Annotated in this window: 16 protein-coding genes; 10 read left to right on the top strand and 6 right to left on the bottom strand. The window is 50.1% G+C overall.

The window, feature by feature from the left end:
* Positions 1 to 446: 446 nt before the first annotated feature.
* Both ACN0YR_RS19880 and ACN0YR_RS19875 read left to right on the top strand, forming a co-directional pair.
* Positions 447 to 4,355: a hypothetical protein gene (locus ACN0YR_RS19880; protein WP_417850963.1), complete on the top strand. Its 3,909-nt coding sequence runs from the start codon at positions 447 to 449 to the stop codon at positions 4,353 to 4,355.
* Positions 4,356 to 4,404: 49 nt separating this feature from the next.
* Positions 4,405 to 5,820 carry a DUF1501 domain-containing protein gene (locus ACN0YR_RS19875; RefSeq protein ID WP_417850962.1) on the top strand — a complete coding sequence of 472 codons (1,416 nt, stop codon included), beginning with the start codon at positions 4,405 to 4,407 and terminating at the stop codon, positions 5,818 to 5,820.
* A gap of 51 nt (positions 5,821 to 5,871) precedes the next feature.
* Here the strand turns inward: ACN0YR_RS19875 and ACN0YR_RS19870 are convergent, their stop codons facing one another.
* Positions 5,872 to 8,823, bottom strand: coding sequence for a secretin N-terminal domain-containing protein (locus tag ACN0YR_RS19870; RefSeq protein ID WP_417850961.1), 2,952 nt, complete (start codon positions 8,821 to 8,823; stop codon positions 5,872 to 5,874).
* Positions 8,824 to 8,921: 98 nt separating this feature from the next.
* Between ACN0YR_RS19870 and ACN0YR_RS19865 the strand changes: the two genes are divergently transcribed.
* Complete coding sequence (locus tag ACN0YR_RS19865; RefSeq protein ID WP_417850960.1) at positions 8,922 to 9,158, top strand: hypothetical protein; 237 nt, start codon at positions 8,922 to 8,924, stop codon at positions 9,156 to 9,158.
* Between the two features lie 79 nt (positions 9,159 to 9,237).
* On the opposite strand, the gene menC is transcribed toward ACN0YR_RS19865, so the two are convergent.
* The 4 genes from menC to ACN0YR_RS19845 form a co-directional block, all read right to left on the bottom strand.
* Positions 9,238 to 10,347: an o-succinylbenzoate synthase gene (gene menC / locus ACN0YR_RS19860; protein ID WP_417850959.1), complete on the bottom strand. Its 1,110-nt coding sequence runs from the start codon at positions 10,345 to 10,347 to the stop codon at positions 9,238 to 9,240.
* Between the two features lie 69 nt (positions 10,348 to 10,416).
* Positions 10,417 to 10,740, bottom strand: coding sequence for a DUF6793 family protein (locus ACN0YR_RS19855; protein WP_417850958.1), 324 nt, complete (start codon positions 10,738 to 10,740; stop codon positions 10,417 to 10,419).
* 361 nt (positions 10,741 to 11,101) lie between these two features.
* Entirely contained in the window at positions 11,102 to 12,958 is a 1,857-nt protein-coding gene (locus tag ACN0YR_RS19850; protein ID WP_417850957.1) for a GspE/PulE family protein, read from the bottom strand.
* 392 nt (positions 12,959 to 13,350) lie between these two features.
* On the bottom strand, positions 13,351 to 14,532 hold the full coding sequence (locus ACN0YR_RS19845) for a type IV pilus twitching motility protein PilT (RefSeq protein WP_417850956.1): 1,182 nt from the start codon (positions 14,530 to 14,532) through the stop codon (positions 13,351 to 13,353).
* Between the two features lie 401 nt (positions 14,533 to 14,933).
* Between ACN0YR_RS19845 and ACN0YR_RS19840 the strand changes: the two genes are divergently transcribed.
* The gene (locus ACN0YR_RS19840) at positions 14,934 to 15,647 is read left to right on the top strand and encodes a hypothetical protein (protein ID WP_417850955.1); all 714 of its coding nucleotides are present in this window, start codon (positions 14,934 to 14,936) and stop codon (positions 15,645 to 15,647) included.
* 113 nt (positions 15,648 to 15,760) lie between these two features.
* On the opposite strand, the gene ACN0YR_RS19835 is transcribed toward ACN0YR_RS19840, so the two are convergent.
* Entirely contained in the window at positions 15,761 to 17,308 is a 1,548-nt protein-coding gene (locus ACN0YR_RS19835) for a sulfatase (RefSeq protein WP_417850954.1), read from the bottom strand.
* A gap of 1,070 nt (positions 17,309 to 18,378) precedes the next feature.
* Between ACN0YR_RS19835 and ACN0YR_RS19830 the strand changes: the two genes are divergently transcribed.
* The 6 genes from ACN0YR_RS19830 to ACN0YR_RS19805 all read left to right on the top strand — a co-directional run bounded on the left by ACN0YR_RS19830 (position 18,379) and on the right by ACN0YR_RS19805 (position 23,955).
* Positions 18,379 to 19,542 carry a serine/threonine protein kinase gene (locus tag ACN0YR_RS19830; protein WP_417850953.1) on the top strand — a complete coding sequence of 388 codons (1,164 nt, stop codon included), beginning with the start codon at positions 18,379 to 18,381 and terminating at the stop codon, positions 19,540 to 19,542.
* A gap of 409 nt (positions 19,543 to 19,951) precedes the next feature.
* Positions 19,952 to 20,539, top strand: coding sequence for an RNA polymerase sigma factor (locus tag ACN0YR_RS19825; protein WP_417850952.1), 588 nt, complete (start codon positions 19,952 to 19,954; stop codon positions 20,537 to 20,539).
* A 71-nt stretch (positions 20,540 to 20,610) separates the two neighbouring features.
* The gene (locus ACN0YR_RS19820; protein WP_417850951.1) at positions 20,611 to 22,134 is read left to right on the top strand and encodes an anti-sigma factor family protein; all 1,524 of its coding nucleotides are present in this window, start codon (positions 20,611 to 20,613) and stop codon (positions 22,132 to 22,134) included.
* Positions 22,135 to 22,495: 361 nt separating this feature from the next.
* The gene (gene queF / locus ACN0YR_RS19815) at positions 22,496 to 22,861 is read left to right on the top strand and encodes a preQ(1) synthase (protein WP_417851000.1); all 366 of its coding nucleotides are present in this window, start codon (positions 22,496 to 22,498) and stop codon (positions 22,859 to 22,861) included.
* Between the two features lie 222 nt (positions 22,862 to 23,083).
* Complete coding sequence (locus tag ACN0YR_RS19810; protein WP_417850950.1) at positions 23,084 to 23,698, top strand: RNA polymerase sigma factor; 615 nt, start codon at positions 23,084 to 23,086, stop codon at positions 23,696 to 23,698.
* A gap of 2 nt (positions 23,699 to 23,700) precedes the next feature.
* The gene (locus ACN0YR_RS19805; RefSeq protein WP_417850949.1) at positions 23,701 to 23,955 is read left to right on the top strand and encodes a hypothetical protein; all 255 of its coding nucleotides are present in this window, start codon (positions 23,701 to 23,703) and stop codon (positions 23,953 to 23,955) included.
* Positions 23,956 to 24,200 lie beyond the last annotated feature (245 nt).

Genomic DNA, 24,200 nt, shown 5'->3' with positions numbered 1-24,200 from the left:
GTTTTCGGACTGGTTCTAAAACAGGATTCCGGGTTCATGGGAATTCCTGATCGTTTCCTAATCTGTGACCTGAACAAAACCGCTCATCTCCGACGATTCGGCAGCATGACATTGGCTCCCGGTCCAGGAGACGTGCTCCTGTTCCCGGTCCCGATGTCGTGAGAGCACTTCTGGTGAAATGAGAAATTTGCTCAAGTGGGATCAGTTCCTGAATACTATCGCCATTGCTGGAGCAACTTGAGTCAAAAGGTCAGTTTCTCTGACTGTGCCAAGATGAATTTAGGCAACATGTCCTAAAACCGGAACAGTTTACCCCACCTATGATGGATGAAATTGTTGATGAGGTTGGATCGGTTGAAACCAGGCTGTCATCATCCTCAAAATCGGATAAGATTCACATGCGATCTTTGATGGGTGTTTCCTTGCAGAGTTCAGGAGAGACAAATATGTCCGATGCTCGTTTACTCCGACGTCTGGATGAAGTTGTCGTGCGGATGCGACGTTTAAGAGCGATTAAAGCATCTCTCGCATGCTGGACGGTATTAGCAATCGTGCTGCTGGGAATGCTGATCGACGGACAGTCGCGGATCGAGTTTCTGAAAGTGATTCTCGTTTGCATCCCAATCTCGATTGTCTCTTCAATCATCGTGGGGCGAGCAAAAGCGACCGATCGATCGGAAGCTGCCTTGTTGTTAGAAAACGAGTTTCCGGAACTGGATTCGATGCTTCTGGCAGCGATGCGACAAAGTCCAGCTTTGGGCCGCTGGGAACTGAACTACTTGCAGTCCGAAGTGGTCACCAATGTTTTGCAGCACGAACGCAAACATAACTGGTCGCGGGCGGTGAAGTCTTTTTCGCCAACAAGATTCTGTCGCATCGCCGCGATGCTGACTTGTCTCTTTCTCGTCCTTGAAGCGCCAACGTCTCCACCACAGTCAATCGGGGAGCAGGCAGCTGATCAGGTCGTTGACGACGTTCTCGACTTACAGACACCAATTGAGATTAGCGTGGATCCCGGTGACGCCGAAGTGGAACGCGGAACCAGTTTACTTGTCCTCGCTCGGTTTGGGGAACGACTGCCAGTTGATGTCACGCTCGTCGCTGTTGATCAGAACGCAAACGAAATTCGCGTTCCGTTACAGAAGAGTCTCGATGACCCTGTTTTTGGTGGGCGAATTCCTGAAATTGTTCGAGATCTGACTTATCGCATTGAGTACGACCAGCAGGATTCAGATGAGTTTTCGGTCACCACATTCACATACCCGGAGCTCTTGAAAGCGGATGCAGAAATTCAGTTCCCCGACTACACAGGACTCGATACTGAAACGATTGAAAATGTTCGACGCTTAAGTGTCGTCGAGGGAGCCAAGATCAACTTTGATTTCGAATTGAACAAAACTGTGAAGTCAGCAGCTTTTGTCGATGACGACGGGAATCGTCTTGAGTTGGAGACTCCACAATCAGAAGCCAATCAACTTGCGCTCAACTGGGCTTCTTCAAAACCGGGCAAGCAAAAATTTCGGTTAGTGCTAACTGATGAAAACGATCGCAGTAATCGAGATGCTCCCGAGTTTGTGATTCAGGTTCTTCCAAATCAACCGGCGAATCTGAAAGTTGCCTTTCCTGCACGCGATGTCCGAGTTTCTCCGCTAGAAGAATTGTCGCTGCAAGCGAACGCATCAGATGATTTCGGATTGGTAGAGTACGGCCTTGTCTATGAAACCCCCGATGGCAAACAGGCAGGAATGGTACTGGGAGAGAAAGCCGGGAAAAATGAAAAGGCAACAATGGACCATCTGTTGCATCTGGAGCAACTGAAACTCAATCCCGATCAACTCATCTCGTACTATTTCTATGCTGACGATATTGGACCGGATGGGGAACAGCGCCGAGCCTTCAGTGACATCTTCTTCTCGGAAGTCAGACCCTTTGAAGAAATCTTCCGAGAAGTCCCTGCGAACCAACAGCAGCAACAGCAACAGCAGCAGCAACAACAGGATGGAACTCAGTCTGGGAAACTGCTTGAAGTTCAGCGGCAAATTGTGACGGCTGCCTGGAACTTGATTCGATCCGAGTCGCGGACGGAACCTTCTCCGAAGTTTGCGGAGTCAGCGGAAGTTCTGTTTGAATCGCAAGAAGAAGCGATCACGATGGCGGAAGAGTTGATGGAGAAGATCGACGATGAGCAAATGAAAGTTCATCTCGTCGAAGCGATAGAGTTAATGACCTCGGCGTCTCGACACTTCGCAGGTGCGTTGACCAAAAATGATCTCGAGCTCCTTCATGACGCACGCTCGAAAGCTCAGGAAGCCTATCAGGGATTGCTGAAATTGAACTCGCGAGAAAAGAATGTCCAGCAGTCTCAACAGTCGAAAAGTCAATCTCAGAGTTCAAGTCAGCAAGATCGTAACCGACAAATGAAGGCCCTTGAACTGAAGAATGATCGTGACCGGTACGAAACCGAACGACAGGCTCAACAGCAGGAGCAACAACAGGAACAGCGTGAAACGTTGCAGGTTCTTAATCGATTGCGAGAACTGGCCCGGCGTCAGGAAGATCTTAATGAGAAAATTCGCGAGCTGGAGAACAAGCTTCGAGACGAAACTGATGCGAAACAGAAGGAAGAATTAAATCGCGAATTGAAGAGGCTTCAGGAGGAACAAGAAGAGTTGCTGCGGAATCTCGATGAACTCAAAGAGCGAATGAGCACCGAAGAAAACCGCGAACGCATGGCTGAAGCCCGCGAGAAAGTCGACGAAACGCGAGAACGTGTCAGACGCGCAGCGGAATCACTGAAAGAGCGACAAACTTCGAAAGCGTTGACAGAGGGAACACGCGCACAGCGAGAGCTCAATGAGCTTCAGGAAGAGTTCAAAAATCAAACGGCAAGCCAGTTTGCCGATGCGGTCCGAGAACTCCGAAAGGATGCTCGCGAGCTGTCGGAGAACCAGGAAGAAATCGCAAATGCCATGAATGGCAAAGAAAATGGAGGCGAACAGCCAAAGCAAAAGTCCCTGCGACCGGCGGAAGAGTCGAAAGATCGCGAAGAGATTGTCAAAGCTCTTGAAGCTCAGAAGGAACGTTTGGGGGGACTCCTTGATCGCACCAAGGAACTCGTTGAAGAATCGGAAAATACCGAGCCGCTTCTCTCTCGAAAACTGTACGACACGATGCGAGATCTTCGCAAATTCGAACCTGAAGAGGCACTCGAAGGAGCAGCTCAGCTGCAACGCTACGGAATCGAAGAAGAAGCGAAGAAGGCTCAGGCCCAAGCCCAGGAAGGGATCAAACGCTTGCAGCAGGGAGTTGAAGAAGCTGCCGAATCAATTCTTGGTGATGAAGGTGAAGCCTTGGCAGCCGCCAGTGAAGTTCTCGATGAACTCACACGTGCCATCGAAAACGAGCTTCGCGAGAATGGAGCGGAAAATTCAGAAGCGAGCGGCAATCAAACGGGGCAGGACAATCCTGAGCAGAAGCAATCCGGTCAGGAACTTGGACGGAGTCCGGGAGAAACACCAGATAAAACGGGCCAACAGGCCGGAAACAGGGAACAGACACCAGGTGATAGTACTCAGCCCGGTGGCGAAAATGATCTTCAACAACCTCCCATGCCCAATCAAAGTGATCAACCTTCTCAAGATGGACAACCGGGTCAGCAACCGGGACAACAACCGGGACAACAACCGGGACAACAACCGGGACAACAACCGGGACAACAACCGGGACAACAACCGGGACAACAACCGGGACAGCAACCGGGACAGCAACCGGGACAGCAACCGGGACAGCAACCGGGACAGCAACCGGGACAGCAACCGGGTCAGCAACCGGGTCAACAACCGGGTCAACAACCGGGTCAACAACCGGGTCAACAACCGGGACAACAACCGGGTCAGGGTTCACAGTCGGGGCAGGATCGTCCTAATCTCGGTCAGCAGCTTGGGAACCTGTTTCAAGAAGGAGGAGGCCAGAATGGAGGGGCAACTGGTCCACAGCGTCCACTTACTGGAGATGATTACAAAGAATGGTCGGATCGAATGCGTGATCTCGAAGAGATGGTCACCAGCCCGGAATTGCGTACGCAGGTTGCAACGATTCGCGAACGTGCTCGGCAAATGCGGATTGATATGAAACGTCACTCGAAAGCTCCCGACTGGGAATTGGTCCGCACATCGGTGTATGGTCCAATGGTAGAATTGCAGCAGGAAATCGCAGAGGAAATTGCTCGGCGTGATCCAAATGAAGAATTGGTTCCGATCGACAGAGATCCAGTCCCACAGAAATATGCGGATCTGTTGCAACGTTATTACGAAGAGTTGGCCAAGCAGCGACAACCAGTTGAAGCCGCTCCGTAAGGAAGCAGCTTCGAAGCGAATGACACGACATTTTATCAACGATATTTTTATGCAATCATCCTTTCAAAACTTACTGAATCGCCGTCAATGGCTGACACAATCCGCCCTTGGATTCGGAGCGGTTTCGCTCTCCGCATTGAACTGGCAACAGCTGCAGGCAGAGACCTCGCAAGGTGAGCCAAACTCTTATCTTCAATACCCGCGACGTGCGAAGAATGTGATCTTTCTTTACATGGACGGAGGGCCGTCGCAGGTCGATACATTTGATCCCAAGCCGCTTCTAACGAAAGAGAACGGTCAACCGTTCAAAATGAAAGTTCAGCCAACTCAGTTTGCGAACAATGGCTCGACACTCGGCTCACCATGGAAGTTCAAACAACATGGTGAGAGCGGACTCCCGGTAAGTGAGCTGTTTCCGCATGTGGCGACATGTGTCGATGATCTCTGCGTGATACGCTCGATGACGTCGGAATTCCCCGAACATACCGGGGCCAACTATTTCCTTCACACTGGGCATGGCTTGCAAGGCCGACCGAGTATGGGAGCCTGGGTGACCTATGGTCTGGGGACTGAAAGCCAGGAGCTTCCCGGATTTGTGGTCTTGAACAGTGGGCTGATTCCACCGGGTGGACTGGCCTGCTTTGGAAGTGGATTTCTTCCAGCGACGTTTCAAGGGTCGGTTTTCAAAGAGGGCGCAACGCCGGTTGCAGACATCTTGCCGAAAAATATCTCAACATCCGCTCAGTTGCGAAAACTTGAACTGATGCGAAAGATGGATCGGAGCTTATTGGCTCGGGAAGGACCGCACGATGCAATTGAGTCTGCAATTTCAAACTACGAACTCGCATTTCGAATGCAGTCTGCGGTTCCAGAATTGATGGACTTGTCTCAGGAATCTGAGGCAACGCAAAAAATGTACGGCTTGCAAGAAGACTGGGCAGGAACAAAAACCTTTGGACAAGCTTGTCTGGTTGCTCGCAGAATGGTCGAGCGTGGCGTTCGCTTTATTCAGCTGACGTGTCCCGGCGGAGCGGGAGATCGGTGGGATCAACATTCTAAATTGATCGACGGACATACGAAAAATGCCCGGTCAGTCGACCAGCCGATCGCGGCGCTTCTCAAAGATCTGAAAGTGCGTGGCCTACTCGATGAGACACTCGTTATTTGGGCGGGCGAGTTCGGGCGAACACCTTTTGCACAAGGAGCGGATGGCCGAGATCATAATCCATTTGGGTTCACGATCTGGATGGCTGGCGGAGGGGTTCAAGGAGGGATGAGCTACGGAGCGACCGACGAATACGGCTACCATGCGATTGAAAATCGCCTCGAGATGTACGACCTGCATGCCACGATTTTACATTTGCTCGGGATCGAACATACCGCTCTGACAGTGCGTTACAGCGGAAGAGATATGCGACTCACCGATGTCCATGGAAAAATTGTCCATGATATTGTGAAGAGTTGAGGCAGGCTGAAGCACGGGAGAGCTTCAATTTCGGTTTGACGAAGCGATCAGTCACTCGCTTGAGGGCTGAGCGTTGTTGTTTTGGCCAGGTTGAGAGTTCGCTGGATTTGCGTTGTCGCTCTTCCCTTTTCGATTTGCTCCCGTCGTTGAAACGCTTAACTTTCCACCAATTCCGAAGGACTGGTGCAGCCGGTCTCGAAGGAAGGAAGGGCTGATTGCGGGATTCACCGATAGAACTTTTACGGAATTGTCAGGCTTGGCTGCGACGTCGAGAGTTTCGATCAATTCAGTAATCCCCTCTATGAGTCCGCTGGCAGCCGAGACGACAAGCGTATTGGAGACTTCGTCGACACCAATCGAAAGCAGCCCTTTGAACTTGATCGGCTCTTGTGGCTGGTCTGCTTCTTTCTTCTCTTCATTGTTCCGAAACGGGGCAAACGTAATACCTTGTGAGGATGGCTGCTGTTGATTTTGACCATCTTTCCCTTTGGTTTGCAGGGCAGGGTCATTGGCGCTCAGTAAATCCCGATAGACAGCCTTCACTGTTTCTGAAATGACGGCGGCTTGCGAAAACTCGATATGGTAGATCTTGGTGACGCGGATCGATTGGGGGTCACTTGATTCCGGCCGATCGTAGATTTCAAGGAGTTCTTCAATAATCGCCAACTGTTGAGCGGTCGCACCTTGAACAAGCAGCGTGCGAGAATCGTCGTCTGAAATGATTTTTAACTTTCTTTGTGTCGAGAGACGATCCGGCGATTGTTTATTGAAGGTCCGCGTATTTCCGAACCAGTCGAGAATCTCTTCTTCATCTTCTTCCGATGTAAAGAAGTCGTCGAGGAGCAACTCGACACCAAACGGCCAGGCGTACTTGATTTGATAAATTTTGTAGTCCGGAGATTTTGGTGCGAGTTCTGAAATGAGATACTCCAGTTCGTCGAGTGCTTCGGTATCTTCGGATCGGATTTGAATCCGCCCATCGGGTAGCTGCCTGATGGTAATCGGAGCGGGCATGACTTCGGGTTCTGCGAGCGGATGCTGGTCAAGTTGTGGCCGCTGAGCAAGTTCTGATTCTTCAGCAGGAGTTTGAACCGGCTGAGTTTGGGTCAGCTCAGTCGGTGCGAGACCAGCCGTTTTCATCTCAGACGCAAAGTGAATTGCTGTGTTGGAATTCAAGCGAACGTCATTTTGCCTCTGCTCGATTGGCTTCTGGGCAGCGGGCTTTTCAGAATTTTCTTTTGAAGATTCGATGTTGAGCTGGTTTTGATTTTTTCGCTGCCAGACTCGTTCGACCTCTTCCAGAAGTCGTTCTGCATTTTCATCGGAGTAAAGATCGACTGTGCGCGATCTCGCTGGGTTGGCCTTACCCGCTGGGAATTCTCCCATTTTGATGAGCAGGTTATCGATTTCTCCCCGTTCCGATTCATTAGCCCACACGAGGAGGCGATTGTTCTCGACATCAGCATCGACTCGAAAGGGACGTTTGTCTTTCGTGGTCTCTGACTGGTTCCCACGGTAGCTTCCGTAGTACCCATAGTAACGGGATCGCGAGTTATCTTCTTCCTCTTCTTCTTCACCCAACATGTATTGAATGGTTCCAGCCACATCGCGGGCACGCAGTCGTCTTAATGTGACCACATGAAACTGTCGGCTGCTTCCATCGAGTCGGTCGACTAATGATTGAATTGTGACATGGTCAGCGAGCGTTCCATGCACAATGATCGCATTGTTTTCCGAGTCGACTTGAATCTTGGATGTTGGCGAGAGGTCGCCAATTTCTGAAAGGATCTTGACCAGCGGGTCCGGCTTTAATGTCGACAGACGATAGACTCTCATTCCGTCCAGGTTTTGAAGGATATGTTTCGTCGGATCAGAAGCGACATCCATCGCCTTGATCGTTTGTGCGATGATCTCCATTTTGTCCGGGGAGGCATGTGTCAGAATACTGTTCTCGCGTTCGTTGAGAACCAGCTTTGGCTCTGTTTCTTCTTTTCCTTTGTCACCGGATGAATTTCCGCGCTGTTGCTGTTGTTGCTGCATCCGTTGCAGTTGCTGCATGATCTGCATGCTCGAACTTCCGGAAATATCATTGGAGCCACCGGAGAGTGACTGCGGTTTTCGCAATCCGAGAATTCCATACAAAGAACCAATCACATCGACAGCACGGACGTGCTCCAGCTTGAATTCACGAACAAGCCCTCCATCGGAATTGGATTTACTTTGCTCATTCGTGAGCAGGTTGTAAACCTCCTGCAGGTTTGCCGCCACGTCGACCGCTTCTAAGCGATTGATCGATGTAATTGCATGTAACTTTCCATTGGGACTGAGCATCGGCTTCAGTTGTTCGACAGCCTCATCGGCCAGAATCCAGTCAAGTGGAAGAGAGACTTTCACGAATTCGTGCGGCAGGCACTGGTTGAGATCTTCTGCCTGGACTCGAGGAACGAGCCCCGGATTAAGAGTCGCGATTTTGGCAACCGTCAGAAGTTCGTCATGAACCAAAAGTGTATAACCGCGAGCCAGCAGATGGCGGTTGATCATGTCGCGAGCTTCTAAGTCGGTGTAAGCCCGCTGCGTCCGTAAATTGACGTAATCGCCTGGGAGTTCCTGCCAATCGAGGTTGAGGTGCGAATAGCGAGCCAGCCAATCCAGGACAACGGGCCAAGGGGTACCGTGGAAGTTGAACTTCACGGTTCCTTCAGCGTTCAAGTCAATTGGAACAGGCTGTTCGAGTGGGTCAGGTTTGTAGTCGCTACGAGTGATGGTTTTGGGCGACGCTTCTTTATTGTCACTCTCTTTTTTGTCTTTCTCGTCAGCCTTCTCCGCCGTTTTGCTATCTTTCTCTGTTGAAGGTTGTCCAGAGACTGGCTTCCCGGCGGGTTGCGATGCTGATGCAGGGCGAGCTGATCGTGAACTCCGCTCGACAACGACCTCTTGAGCAGGCAGTGACTCAGCAGCAATCAAGCAGACGCCAATCACCAAAAGCAAAACCCTGATTTTCACTGTTCTTTTCCCGTACAAGACTTGAAATCCTGGATGTTTTGGCAACCTGAGTGTTTCTTAGAGCAGTTTGCTCTACCGTGTGCCCATGAAGAACGCGATTGATCCATAGAATTGCTGTTCGCCACGAGGCAGACCCGTACACCAATTCGAAAGATGCTTTAGGTCTAACAATACCGTCAACACCTTTGGGACAACTCGAAACTCCAGTGGTTCCTCGCGATCTAGAGGTGTTGCTAGCGTTTTATGGAGGCTCCTTGACCGTCAGTTCAGCCCCGGACCGTCATCTCAGCGAAGCGGTCTCTCTATGGTACGATGGAGAGACGCCCAATCGATAGAAGAATTCCTGAAAAAACGTAATATTCACGAACTCCACGATCGCTACGATTCCCCATACCGTCATGACCGCACAAGTGGTCAACGGAAAACAGCCGATTGGACCGTGCATTGGCTCAAACGTTCTGGGTGAGGAGTGGGAAGAGGGTGCATGGCGCGGACGCTTGGAATTCCCCGGTGATCCTTCTCAATGGTGATGGGAACCGAGCCCAGATCCGTTTTGTAATAGTTTGAACTGGGGAAAATATCTGCAGGGTATGAGAAGTTCCCAAGCATCCCCAGCGAAATACAAATCGCACCCCCTACGGAACTCTCCAGCATTCCGCCGACCCAACAGGGAATGTCGGCATCTTTAGAGTCATTATGAATTTTGAGCGCATTGGTGATTCCGCCGACGCGCCCCGGCTTGATATTGATGTACCGGCAGGCCTTGAGTTCGATCGCCTTTCTCGCTCGTTCAGGTGACGAAATACTTTCGTCCAGACAAATCGGGGTTTTCAACATCGACTGAAGTTTGGCATGGTCATGCAGATCATCAAAGCCGAGCGGCTGTTCGATCATTGCCAGGTCGAGCGAATCGATCTCTTGAAACATGCTGAGGTCAGCGAGCGTGTATCCGCTATTGCAATCGATATGAAAGATGGTGTCTGGGAACTCATTGCGAACGGATCGAAGCATCGGAAGATCCCAACCAGGTCGGAACTTCAACTTAATTCGCGGGAAGCCTTCAGAGACTGCTTGATGAATCAGGTCGAGTAATTCTTCAATCGAGTCCTGTACGCCGAAGTCCGCTCCGACGGGGATGCAATCCCTTTTTGCACCGAACAGGCGGTGTAAAGGTTGCTCAGTGAGATTTGTCTGCAGCGTCCACCATGTGTTATCAATCAACGCTTTGGCGAAAGAGTTCCCTTTGTAAATCGAGAGTGCGTGTTGAATCTCTTCACCAGATTTGAAGTCTTGCCCGAGGACCCGAGGAGCCAGCCAGCGCTTTGCCGTCTCGAAAATTCCACCAGCCCATTCCGGGCTGTAACAGGGAGCAGCCAGCGGACAACTTTCGCCCCATGCCTCGGTTGAACCAGAAGTCATCCGGCACAGGACCGACTCCACAACAGAGTCTTCCCCATACGCTGTCCGCCAGGGCGTGATCAGCGGGAGAGCGACATGAAAGATCTCGATGCGGTCAATGATCACATCGACCTCCTTGTTATCGACGCAGGGACATTTGCAGAAGCGTGTTTATTAATGCTGCTCTCTGGCCTGTTACCAACCGAGAGACATGTTGCTTTCAATGGCGAGTTGGGCTTCGTGTAAGTCGACTCCGGTTTCCTGGCGATACAACCGGATGGCGTGAACCTTATCTCCCGAGGCTTTGGAGAGGCAGTCGCGAGCAACTTCACAAGGGGCGACTGAGGATTCGATCCCAAGAAGACGTTTTGAAATGACCCAAACGTCTCGTGGTCGCTGAAGAACTCTCCTCACCGCCTCATCAGGGTAGTGCTGTTGAGCGAGTTCGATTGCTTCCTCCTCGTTGGCCGCCCAGCCGACCATGATGTGTGCATCTGTTTCAATTTCAAAGAGCGGCATCGCGAATCCAGTGCATGAAGGTGGGAACACAAAACTTTGCTAAATCCTCGGATGGGAGTCTAGTTTTGTGGATGTGGATTCGACAACTCCGTAACCAAAATCTCGAAGCAAAGAAGTCCCCGCCTTGAGAGGCTTTTCACCTGAGTCATGATGGATCTGGAGACCACATGAATTCCAAGGTGAGTCCCATTTCGATGCTGGTCGTGCTCGTGAAATTCACTTTGATGACTTCGTAGACGACTGCTCGCCACGAAACTGAATGCGTCCAACAGTTCTGAAATGCTCTCAAACGAGCAGTTCTGTTTTGGGCTTGCTCACAAGTGGTTGCGAACTCCTCGCAGCGATTTTCGATTCGAAGTTTCTACTTGACGACGCGGCTGATTTCGTCGACAGAAGTGAGTCCTCGGACAACAAGCCGAAGACCCTCTTCCTGCATGTAGAGCATCCCGTTTTTACGGGCTTCATTTCGAATGGCAGACATATTCGCTGCATCGCGAATCATATCTCGAATTCGTGGAGTGATGATTAGCATCTCAAACACGCCCACACGTCCCAGATAACCGAGGCCATTGCACTTCGTGCAGATTGAGGTCGGCTTCGTGGGAGGACGATAGAACTCTTTGATTTTCTCTGGAGGTAAGCCAACGGCCTTTAGAAGTTCAGCTTTCGGTTTGTAGGGTTCACGACATTTTGGACAGAGGCGTCGGGCCAAACGTTGTGCGAGAATTGCGGAGATTGAGGTCGAAATCATAAACGGCTCAACACCCAGGTCGAGCAAGCGATACAGCGCAGTAATGGTGTCGTTTGCGTGGACAGTTGAAAAGACCATGTGCCCGGTGTTGGCAGCCTGACACGCAATTTTGGCGGTTTCTTCATCGCGGATTTCCCCGATCATGATGACGTCGGGATCTTGGCGGAGAATGCTCCGCAGAGACTGGCCGAATGTGTTTCCAGACTTTGCGTTCACTTCGATTTGAGTGACGTTATCCATCTTGTATTCAACAGGATCTTCGACAGTGATGATGTTTTTCTCGTAGCTGTCGATTCCGTTGATGCAGGCATACAGGGTTGTTGATTTTCCCGCACCAGTCGGTCCGCAAACGAGCATCAATCCGTGTGGCTGAACGATTGTGGCCTCAAGCTCACGCTGCAGTTGTTTCCGCATGCCCAGACCCTCGATCGTTCCGACGGAGTTGGTCTGGTCGAGAATACGCATGCTCAACTTTTCGCCGTGTCGCGTTCCTTGCGAAGCAACACGAAAATCGATTTCTCGACCTTCCACGATTGCACCAAACGACCCATCTTGTGAGCGCCGTTTTTCGGTGATATCGATTGCACACAAAACTTTGAAGATGTTGACGATGGCATCGCCGATCGCTTTGTCGAATGGTTCAGCGGGGTACATGACGCCGTCGATTCGGATTCGCACAGAGAGTTCGTCGTCTTTGGGTTCCAGGTGAATATCGGTGGCGCGACGCAGGAGTGCATCGTAAACGAGTTCTTTAGCAGCGACGTATCCACGAGAGGATTCGACTTGTCGAGTCCGGTTATCGTCACGCTGACCAGATTTCGTTTTCCCCATGAACTTAATCGGAGGACCGGAGGCGGTGTCGGTCTTCTCTCGTCCACCAATGTTGATACCAACTTTGGCCAGTTGACGGCGGGACCATTTGGTCAAGTGATCGCGTGTCATCACCTTGCGTGAATCGGGGACACGGCTGTTTCTCTCAACAATATAGAATCCGAGCGGAGATCCGATGGAAGCCAGCATTACGAAAAAACCAGCAGCAAAAACCGGGACACAAAGGACTGCAGGAAAAGCAGCGATCCCCCCCATGAGCATCAAGCTGTTCCAGAACGGAGGTCGGACTTGAAGGCCCCGGCTGTCTTCATGGACCCAGTTCATGTAGTGAAGCCAGAACGCAAGAACGGCAATCAAAAAGACTAGCTTCACCACGGAAAGATACATTCCAACCTGAGGTGCCACTCTGGTTTGAAGACCGTGATCCGGACGAGAAGGGACCACATTTCCACGAGCGAAACCATCGTGGGGTTTCGGATACTTGCCGACCGATGTGATCGATTGTCCCTGAGCGGGGAGAGTTCCTCCCTGATTGGGAAGTGGTGCTGACGCTGGTTGCTGAGCCAACGCTGCCTGCGAGATGCTAAGAAGCAACAGCATCCCCAGCATGATGAATATTGGTTTCAACGAATTCACAGCCTCGATTCCTTCTCCGACATGATTTCATCTGTCCGCGGTGAAAGTCGTTGAAATCGCCTGACAAGACTCCAGCGACCACTGTCATTCACTGAAAGTCAGTGAAGTTCTACTTTGGCATGCTGAAGTTTGTTTGGGCGAATCAATATACGACAACGTTTTCTGCGAGTCGAACTGAACGAACAGTCGGTCGTTGGATCTGTTCGTTCAGGTGTTCTTCACAAATCCGCGATTTCAATGTCTGCTTTGAATTTCAAAACGAACAGTCTGGATGTGACACAAACCCTTGTTCCTCGCTTATTCGAACAGGTGTTCGCGTTCTGCCTCGTGGTGAACGGTAACTTATAGTGGTGAAATGTGTTCCACACGAGGACACGGCAGAGCAAACTGCTCTAAAGAATCGCTGGACCTTTCACATCGATTCCCTTGATCATCATCTTGAGTTCTTCCACGTTCGGCGAAATCTCGAATGCCGCCTGACGGCTGACGAATTCACGATCAACAAACGAATACAACGAATCATTAAACAACTGCATCCCCTCATCTTTTCCGAGACGAATGGCTGCCGAGAGCTTTTCATCTGAAGCTTCGAGGATCAGCTTTCTGACTGTGGGATTGAATCGCATGATTTCCACGATCGGAACGCGCGACGGCTGGTCCACAATCGTCTTCAACAGTTTTTGACCGACGATCGCTTTCATGTTCATCGCCATACTTGCTCGGATGGCGCTATGCATGGACTGCGGGAACAAATCCAGAATACGTTGAATCGTTCCCGGAGCACTTGAGGCGTGAATGGTTCCGAACACCAGGTGACCGGTTTCCGCGGCATGGATGGCGGTTTCGAACGTTTCCATGTCTCGCAATTCCCCCACCAGAATAATATCCGGGTCTTCACGGACAGCATGCTTCATCGCGATACTGAAATCCTTAACGTCCATCCCGATTTCACGTTGATTGATCAGGCATTTGTCCGCTGTGTAGATGAATTCGATCGGATCTTCAATTGTGAGGATGTGCTTGCGGTACTGCTGGTTAATCCAGTTAAGCATCGACGCAATCGTCGTTGACTTACCTGACCCAGTCACCCCGGCGAGCAACACCATCCCCTGATCGTACTTACAAAGTTCTTCCATAACCGGAGGGAGGAACAATTTTTCAAACGGGGGAATCGATTGTTCAACTTTTCGAGCGACCATCCCGGGCAGGCCAAGTTGCTTGAACAGATTCACACGAAACCGCCAGTCACTTCCACCGTCTGAGACGATGTGAGCGAAATCGGCTCCACCCTCTTCTTCGAAAATTCGCTTGTTGCGATCGTCCATGACTTCATAAAACATCGCCCACAGCTGTTCTTCCGTGAGCGGTGGCATCGTGAGTTCACGGATTGCACCTCGCACGCGAAGCATTGCCGGCTTGTTTGTTTGAAGATGCAAGTCGGAAGCTTCATGTTTAATTTGAAGCTTAAAGAGCTTGTTGATTTCTGGTTCGACTCCTTTCAACTTCCATTCGGCAGGGCCATCTTTAAATGTACTGGCGTCCGTTACGGGAGCCGCGGTTTTCGTGGCAGACATTCAGTCACTCCAAGTCAAAATCAGCGAATCAATATCGGGATGTATCAGAGAACAAGGAAAACGAGAGAGGTGTTTGAATTTGAAAGACTGCTTCGGCAGAATTATTTTGTCCCGCGTGAACACGACTTGCCTTAACAGAATCCGATCAAAGTATAGCAATGACAGAGACTTCCTGAAAATGGAGTGTGGCACCAAGACGGGAATCCCAGCAAATCGAGAGTTCCGATTAGAAGAATTATTGACATTTTTCCGGTGCTGGACAAATTTCCCCTAACGAATCTCTTTTCGAGGGGCCGATCTAGGAGATGTGGTGGTCCTTTTCCACCAAGGATGGATTGCGCTCCTCTTCTTCTGATGAGAGTATTGAGCAATTCTGTGAATGGATGAACAGAGGCTGTGCGATGAGTTCAACCGACTCGCCTGAACGTCAATTTTCCCTCCGCATTGAGCGTGGACGGACGAAGCACCCAGAACGCCCAATTAACGAGGAGCGATTTCTGATCGGAGCGGGAAGTAATTGCCACCTTCAGCTGGGAGGAGAAATGCCAATTCTCCATAGCGTGATCATCCCGGTGGATGCTGGTCTCTGGATCGATGCTGTTGTGAAAGAGCCACAACTCCTCGTGAATCGGTCCCCGGTTCGAGAATCTGCACTTCACAAAGGTGACTTGGTCGAGATCGGCGATTTCGTTTTTGTGGTCGATGAGAGAACAGTGGGCAGCTCTGAAAATGTCGTTGAAGAAGACATCAGCGAAAATATTGAAGACGAAAACGTAGATCTTCGCGAAATTTCCGCAGAGGATCTCATTGATCTGCTTGGCGAAGAGATTCGAGCGATTGAAGAGTTCGAGGCTGCTCAGGTCAGTGGCGCGGATGCACTTCTGGAAACAGCCTCTCAAGCTCAAGATCAAGATCTGCAGGCGATTGACTCACTTGCCGCAGAGTTGGAGATCCGTTCAGCTGAGCTCGCCAGACGTGAAGAATTGTTGTCCGAGAAGGCGTCGCATCTTCAGAAGGCTCAAGTGCGACTCGAAAAATATCTTCAGCAGTTGACCGCACAAGCACAAAAAGAAACCGATAAAGACGGCGACAATCCGTTTCGGAAGACTGCTTAAAAGAGCATCAAGACAGCATCAGTCGAAACACAAATCGATTGCGCACCAGTATTCCGCAGGCGGGTTCCGAACTGCGAGTTTAACCTGACGGGTTTCTGGTTGTTCGATTGCGTTTATTCGATTCCGTTCGCCTTCAAGTGTTCCTTAAACCATGCGTTGACCGGAGCAGGACTTGTAGCGGGGTGATACGGAGCTTCGTCTTTGGGCATAAGCTTGCTGAGTGCCTGAGCAATATCGTAATTGATCTCCATTGCGCGACGATCAAACTGAGCGGGCCCGGCGAGATTCTCGAACTCTTCCGGATCAAATCGATGGTCGTAAAATTCGAATGAACCATCTTCGTAGCGGATCAGACGGATGTCTTCCGTTCGAATTGAGTGGTTCCCCTTCGCGTAGGTCGTCAAAATTCCGATCCGCCAATCTGGGACGGGCTTGCCCTGAATGAGAGGGACAAGACTGACACCTTCATTTGATTCATTCGGCGGTAAGTTGCAGAGCTCAAGAAGAGTCGGATAAAGATCGATCAACCCGACTGGCAACGAAGTCGTTTGTGCGAATTCCTGTTCTGGCAATGAAATGATGAGCGGGACTCTCGTCGACTCTTCCCACAAGCTGTGCTTTGAAACACGATTCTTTTCACCCAGGTGATAGCCGTGGTCGCTGAAGAGAACAACAATCGTGTTGTCTGCGTATGGGCTTTCTTGAAGTGCCTTCAAGACTCGCCCGACCTGATGATCCATAAAAGTGATACACGCCAGGTAGGCTTGGACACACTTCTTGAATTGCACGTCGTCCTCTTGTTGTAACCAACCCAGGTTCGGGAATGCGGGCATCTCGTGGATTTTGACACCAATCTCGGGGATGTCATTTTGATCTTCTTCGCGAACCTTGGGTAAGATGATTTCGTCCAATGGGAAGCGTTCAAACCATTTCTCTGGAACGTAGAATGGAACATGAGGACGGACCATTCCGACCGCGAGAAAGAAGGGCTTCTCATAGTCCTGGTTGAGTTTCTCGATCGCCCAACTGGCCGATCGGAAATCGGGCATCTGTTCGTCTTTTTCCGGGAACGCACCCCAATCGGTTTGAGTGCCTGAATAGGGGGCGTCAGGCAATTCGTAGTTAAACCGTTTGCCTTGCTTCGGTTTAGGACCAAAGCCATCCTTCCACCCTCCATACTCATTGAACGCGAGTTTTTCTGGGTATCCGTGTGTGATCTTACCCACGCCCATCGTGTGGTAACCCTGTTTGGAGAAATACTCCGGCAGGAGTTTTCCACGAAAATGCTGTTCGTCTTCAGCCAGACCCTTTCCGCGTGGTTGCTGGTAGACTCCAGTGCTGTGTGGATACAAACCGGAGAGTAGAGAAGCTCTTGACGGTCCACAGATCGGGCCTTGGCAGTGTGCGGTTGTAAAGAGTGTTCCACGATCAGCGAGGCGATCAATATTTGGCGTGTAGGCTTGGGGGTGACCCTGGAGGCAACCAATCCAATCATTCAGATCGTCAACAGCAATGAAGAGTACGTTTGGTCGAGCTGCGCGATCCGTTTCTTCTCGGATTTCTTCTGCACTGACCACAGTGGATGCGGTGAACGTGAGAAGCAGATGGAGTGTCAGGAAACTGGATGTCGCATATAATTTTAAAAAGGAAGATCGATTCATGTTGATCTCAGCAAGCAGTTCATCTCGTGAGGAAGGTCTTAACAAACTGGTCAGCCCCGAGATTTTCTTCGCAGGGTTACTAGACCAGATCTGAAATCATGTACGCACTCAGTCTCGAGGAAGTGAGCGTTTCATCACATGGAATGCACTCTTCGTAAGCACCAGAAACACAAATCTCTTCTTTGAGGTGCAGCGAGTCTGATCAGTCTGAATTTTTTGCGGACATCAATTCAATGTTGATTGATCATAGTCATTACTTCGCTTCTGTGTCGTTCTTGAGAACTGCGAAGCAGCTGATAATTGTTGAAAGATGGCTAAAATGAGGGATTAGTGAACAAATTCGTCTCAGAGGCAAACTTGCTCTCCTCTGACGTTGCAAGTCGAGCTAAACTACTAATTAGCCCCGACAAGCTTGGAAGCTGTTCTGACATCTTGTTTTCGAATATTCATTCAGGGGTTTGATAAGTTCGCTCGACATCTCATGGAGTTTGATAAGCAGTCAATCGGCTGGCGGGAAGCTTGGCGTCACGCGGCGAATTCGTCCGGCAGGAGATCAACAGAAGGCTGCCACTTTCAGTTTTCCGAAACTGTAAGCTTTTTTGTGGAAAAGGTTTAGAGGGTATTCGCAGGTCAGGGAGAGAGCATTTCCTATGCTCGCCAAGCTCGTGAAAATCCTTCATGTTAGTGGTTTGGTGAGTACTGACTGCGATCATGACGCATTCTGTCCAGTTGCGATCATTGATTAGTCGTAAGTGGTCTTATGGTAGATGTTTCAGGCGAATGTGACCCGCGAGATTCACTGCTGGACAAACAGTTCATCAAGGTGATTTTTAACATTTGTCGCCGATAAAATGATCAGGCCAGCAAGCCTGTACAATACTCCTAGACACGTCTTTATTCAGGTTCAACATGTCATTTTGTGTTCAGCCTAGCTCTGAATGTCATCCTCAATCAATAATTGTATTGCACGTTCATTGGCGTGCAGCGTACGTGGATCCGAATGGCATTTTAGCTGAGACGGATTATGAGGTCGTGCGCGAGTGTGGGCAGAAAGGGTCGTTGTCAACGCGATGAGTGAATCTACGGATAAGACGATGGAAGATATGGACGTCACAAAAGTCTTTAACCCAGGCGAGCATGATTTGTTCTCCGGCAAGAACCGGGAGGAATCCGCGAGTCGTTTAAATAGACACTATCAGGACATCATTGGTCGCCAGGCTGTCTCTTGGGAGCAAGCGTATCGACTAAAGAAAATTCTCGGATCCGGTGGACAGGGAAGAGTCTTTCTTGGTGAGCGAGAAGGTGCTTTTAATGTGAGTTTTGACCTCGCCCTGAAGTTCTATCGCCCAGATGGCTACGACAATGTTGAGATGTATCGTCGCGAAATGTCACGACTGGCTGCGGTGGCGATGCAGGTTTCGAAAATTCAGCAGGATCATATTCTCGACGTTTATAACGTCATTGAATACGAGGGGATTCTCGTTCTCGCTTGTGAATGGATCGACGGGATTGATATGCGCCGACTTTTGTCGCCGACCGTTCTTGAATCGATTCGACACAAAGTGAACCCAGATCGCTGGGATTACATTAATGATGTCGTCATCACCGACGCCGGTTTTCAATCCCGAATGATGCCAAGTGTGGCGATGGGGATCTTTCGCGAATGTTTGGCGGGGCTTTCTGCACTACACCGGGAAGGTGTGATTCATGCTGATATGAAGCCTGCCAACGTCATGGTCAAGCAAACTGGAAACAGCAAGATCATCGATCTGGGATCATCTTTCTCTATCAATGCTCCACCGGAACGACCGACCTGGACTTGGAGATACGCCCCCGTTGAAGTTCTCCGCGGGGCCACCCACACGCCACTTTCAGACCTGGCCAGTTTGGGGTATGTGTTATTGGAATTACTCTCGGGAAAAGTCCCATTTGTGGGTGTCACGGACCGTAATGAACTCATCCGGCTGAAAACCGCGACATGGGAGCGGATTCCGGAAATTTTGCCGAAGGATCTCGCGAGAAACTCAACGATTGTGGAAATGCTGACCAAAATGATCGCACCTGACCCGGCAGATCGTTTCAACTCGCTGGAAGATGCTGATCTTTCAGATGTCGGAGCTGCAGAGATTGTACGGCAACTCGTTAAAGTCGATATGGACACCGTCGCGACCAATGAAATTCGTGTATTGATGCAAGAACTCCAGGCAGCTCAGGGTGGTCCCGAGGCTGCCTGAATGTATAAATCGCACCTGTAGCACCTCGCTCTTGTGAGGCCTCACACTTGTTAGGCCTAACAAAGTCAGGCTGAAAGCCGTTTGCCTCACCGTGTACCTGTGCAGAACGAGATTACCAATCTGAAAATGCGTTACTTCTGTCAAAACTACTGTCAAATTTGAGTGAAAACCATCGAGATCGAGCAGAGTCAGAGGTCTCTGAGGCTTCAATCTTCGGAATTTCATGTAATCAGTTCGTTTTCGGGAACTGAAACGTCAGAAAAGTCGTCCAAGATTCAATCCATGATTGATCTTCACGAGCACGACAAAGACTGAAAATGCGTTAAGAACTGTTCCGAAAACTTGAATTTGGCCTCTCATACCCAGGGAAGATTTTCATCATTAAGGTTTTCGGAGGATACAAAAAAGGGTGAGTGTGAAGTCAGACGATATCCGGCTGATCGAAAAAACCCTGGCGGGGGACAACGAAGCGTTCGGAGAGTTGGTCTTGCGGTATCAGGATCGGCTGTGCGGTACGCTTGTTCACATGCTGGGCTCGTTTCATGATGCGCGCGATGTCGCTCAGGAAGCATTCCTGTCTGCATTTGAAAAACTCGGAACATTCCGCAAGGAAGCGTCCTTTTACTCCTGGCTGTTTCGGATTGCCTACAACGCTGCTGTGACGAATCGCCGAAAATTGAAACGTCGAGCTGGGTCCTTAGATGCCAATTATGAGCAGACCGGGAATGAACCCGCAGACAACGATCCCACCCTTGAGCCCTCCCACAAGTTGCAAACAGAAGAAAAAATCCAACAAGTTCAAACTGCCTTAAATCAGCTCGCTCCCGATTATCGGGACTCGCTGATTCTTAAAGAAATGGAAGGCATGAGATACGACGAAATCGCTGCCGTTCTGGGTTGTCCGATTGGAACGGTCCGGAGTCGTATTCACCGGGCAAGGCTTGAACTGCGAGAGATTCTCGAGCGAATGACTGAAAAAGAACCCGAGACAACATAACCCCAAGGCAACATCACGGAACACTCGTCGTGAGTTGATTCCAATTCGAAAGGCTAAGCTGAGTTTTCCCGATGGCGTTACCATTTTCAGAAGATCTGTTATCTGCTTATCTCGATGGAGAAACGAATCCTGAAGAGACCGCGCTCGTGGAACGCCTACTTGCGGAGCAGCCAGAACTTCAGTCAGAACTCCATCAACTGACCGACCTCAGCCAGTCGATTCAGGCTCTCCCTCGAATCCCTGCTCCTGATGATTTTGTTCAATCCGTCCTGTCCGAAGTCAATCAGCGTCGTCCGGTTCAGCCAAAGTCTATTGCTTCCAAGCCGGTGAAAAAGTCTCAATCATCCCGTCTCTGGAAAAACGGGTTGATTGCTGCTTCGCTGCTCTTGGCTGTGGGCCTGTTTTCATTGCGGTTACGTGAAGCAAAGATGCCGCTTGAAATGGCTGCGAATTCGGAGATCGGTGACCAGTTCGAAGCCGATTCTGTAGCTTTCACCAAAAATCCAGCTGGCGAAAGTGGTTCGGCAATGAAAGATGCCGGCGCGTTGATTTCCGAATCGTCTCTCTCTCTGAATGAAAGTCCATCTTCCCCTTTGATTTCTATGGAACTGAGTTCAGGAACTATTCCGGCAGATGATCCTGAAATCGCCTTCCCTCAAGTTATCACGCTCGATAAGGAAACGATTGCAAATCGTCTTAGCTCACTGAGTGATGCTCCAAAATCAGGAGATGAAGTTTCGATTTTGGCAATGGATGGTGACTCTCCGATTCTTGTCGATTTTACTGTCATTGATGCTCAGAAAACTTTGGGACAACTTCAGGTGCTCCTGAAAAATCATTCCGTTCAAGCGGTAGCTGTGGGGCAGGATTTTGAATCCAAACTCGATTCGAACCAAAAACTTGTTGCCATTTATTTAGATCTGGATGAGCCAGTTTTCGAGGAAATCCTCAGCCAGGTCAGCGCAATCGAAGCCGTGGTTTTTGTCTCGGAGGAGGCCGAACAGGCAGCAGGCTTAGAGCAATCAAAAGCCGCTAACTCCCCTATGCAGCGGTACTCTTTAACTCACAGCGACAGCGCTCAGCCGATGGCAGGCCGTGGTGTGGAAACATCCTCGACAGAGGGAACTCAGATAGGAACGCTAGATCGATCGAATCTGAAATCCTCCCCAAAAAACAAGAGCACGTCTGTGATGAAAACAACCAGCACAGAGCAGCAGTTTCGATTCGATATGAGTTCCGTTCGCGAAACTTCGAAAGCATCGATGCACTCCGATGCTGCTAAGCCGACACCTGACTCCGCGGAACCGTTCTTGGATAAGAAGTCTCTTTCTGAACTGAAACCGAATCCACCGACTCCATCGCTTCCGATTCGGTCTCCTGAAGGAATGCTGGCAAAACAGCCAGCAGGCACGAAAAATGCTCCTTCCTCCAAACGTGTTCTCCCCGGGGGCACTGAGCCTGCGACCACGACCCCGATGAGCAAGGTCTCTATTCAATCAAAAGGCACAGACGCACAGAGCGTCTCTCCGAAAGAGCAGGAAAATGCTCCGGAACGAATTCGTGCCCTGCTGCTTCTCCGCGAAGAACAGGAATGATCAAGACCGGGAAATCGATCCCTCACGTTTGACGCATCCGTGCCATCTTCTATCCTCCTTCAAGAACCGCACCGACGCGTGTTCGCTCCTTGATTCCTCTACGATTGAAGCACGCATCGATAGAACGTTTTTTATGCTTCTTTCGCTCGTGACCCTTCTCTTTACGACATCACCTGCATGCCGCGAGGCAGCAGTGGAAAACTCATTTTGAATTGTTCGAGTGGTTCATTTCAACTGAATTGACAGCTAGCGCGGTCTGCGGAGCAGGATGCTTTCCTGCGGGAGACGCCTCGTCGTCTCTCGATTCAGGTCCAACAGGACGCGAAAAGCTCGACCTGGATAATTCTGCACAGGAAACATGATGACAGTCCCATCGCAAGATATTCTTGAAACGTTCGAAAATCCATTTCCGAAACGTACCTACACCATCGATACAGTTTGCCCCGAGTTTACGTCGATCTGCCCCGTAACCGGGCAGCCAGATTTCGGGACCTTGACGATTTCCTACATCCCCGACCAGAAGTGCGTCGAACTGAAGTCACTGAAACTCTACCTGCAGGAGTATCGCAATCACGGTGCATTCTACGAGCAGGTGACCAACTTGATCCTGGACGCTCTTGTTGCGGCTACTCAACCACGCTGGATGAAAATCGAGGCAGCGTTCACTCCACGTGGCGGCATTCGTACAACAGTCATCGTCGAGCATCCAGACGCAGCCAATGTGTAAATCAGCAGAGCGACTTCACCCTGTGGATCTCCGGGAATCTGCGAAGTGATTTGACTTGCTGCATCTCATCCAGCAACAATGTCTCAGAGCAAATTCAATGATGTTTATTGCGTGCTGCCTCGTGGCAAGCGGTCTTTGAAGTCATGAAAGCAGACTTCACGTGCACGAAAAACTTTGAAAATGCTCTGTGAACAGACCTAATTGCCTCCAGGCACAAGTAGTATGGTTTCTCAAACCGATTGGGTAGAACGACTCAATTCTGAAAGCACGAATCGAGACGAAGCAATCACTCAGCTTCGAGCGATTTTGATTCGTGGGTTACAGAAAGCGCTCTCCAGCAAAGGCGTGGACAATGCCTTCGTTGAGGATATCACTCAGGATGCGCTGTTACGGATTCTGGATAGTCTGGAGACCTTTGAGGGGCGCAGCCGATTCACAACCTGGGCCATGGCAATTGCCATTCGTACAGCAGTCAGCGAAATGCGTCGTCGGCACTTCAAAGATGTCTCGCTGGAACAAGTCATCAATCATGATGATGGTCAAGTGGTTGAACTTGAAGATTCTGATACAGTGACTGTTTCGGCGACATTGGATAAAGAAATTCTTTACGCAAACTTGCGGCGACTCATTGAGTCCGACTTAACTCAACACCAACAGACGGTGATCCGCGCATTGCTGGGAGGCATGCCAGTCGAAACGATCGCAGACCGTCTGGGGACGAATCGAAATGCTGTCTATAAAACAATGCACGATGCACGAATCAAGTTGAAACGAGCCTTCGAGTCTTCGGGAGTTTCTCGCGAAGATATCCAGGGAATCCTGGCGGGGGGAGCGTAACGATGAACTTAACTAATGAGAAACTTGAACAGCTGCTGGAACTGGTTTCCAAGACTTGCAACGACGCAACGATTGATTGCGACGAGTGTCTCAAATATGTCGCCCAATACGCGGAAGAACATCTTCAAGGGATGACTCCCTGCGAGCAACTTCAAGCAGTGAAAGTTCACTTGGAGCATTGCATCTGCTGCCAACACGAATTCGAAATCTTCATGATTGCTTTTGAAGCAATCATGAAAGAAGACGGAGACTGCTGACGAACTGCTTTCGTACCGTAAAAAGATTGGCGTCCGCAAGCTTGCGGCGTGTCAATCAAAGCCAAAAAGCATTACTACGTCTTTCGAATTCGCATTCGCTATCTGCCTCGTGACTACGTCGCTATTTCATTGACGAAACCCGTTGTTCCGTTATTTGCAGGCACACGCTAGCCCGGATTTCTCACAGAAAGAATAAACGAAACGGTCGTTTTTTGCGTAAGTGATTTTGTTCACAACACTTTCGC

It is taken from the genome of Thalassoglobus sp. (assembly GCF_048270125.1).
GTDB lineage: Bacteria > Planctomycetota > Planctomycetia > Planctomycetales > Planctomycetaceae > Thalassoglobus.
This window is presented reverse-complemented; position numbering and strand designations above follow the sequence as displayed.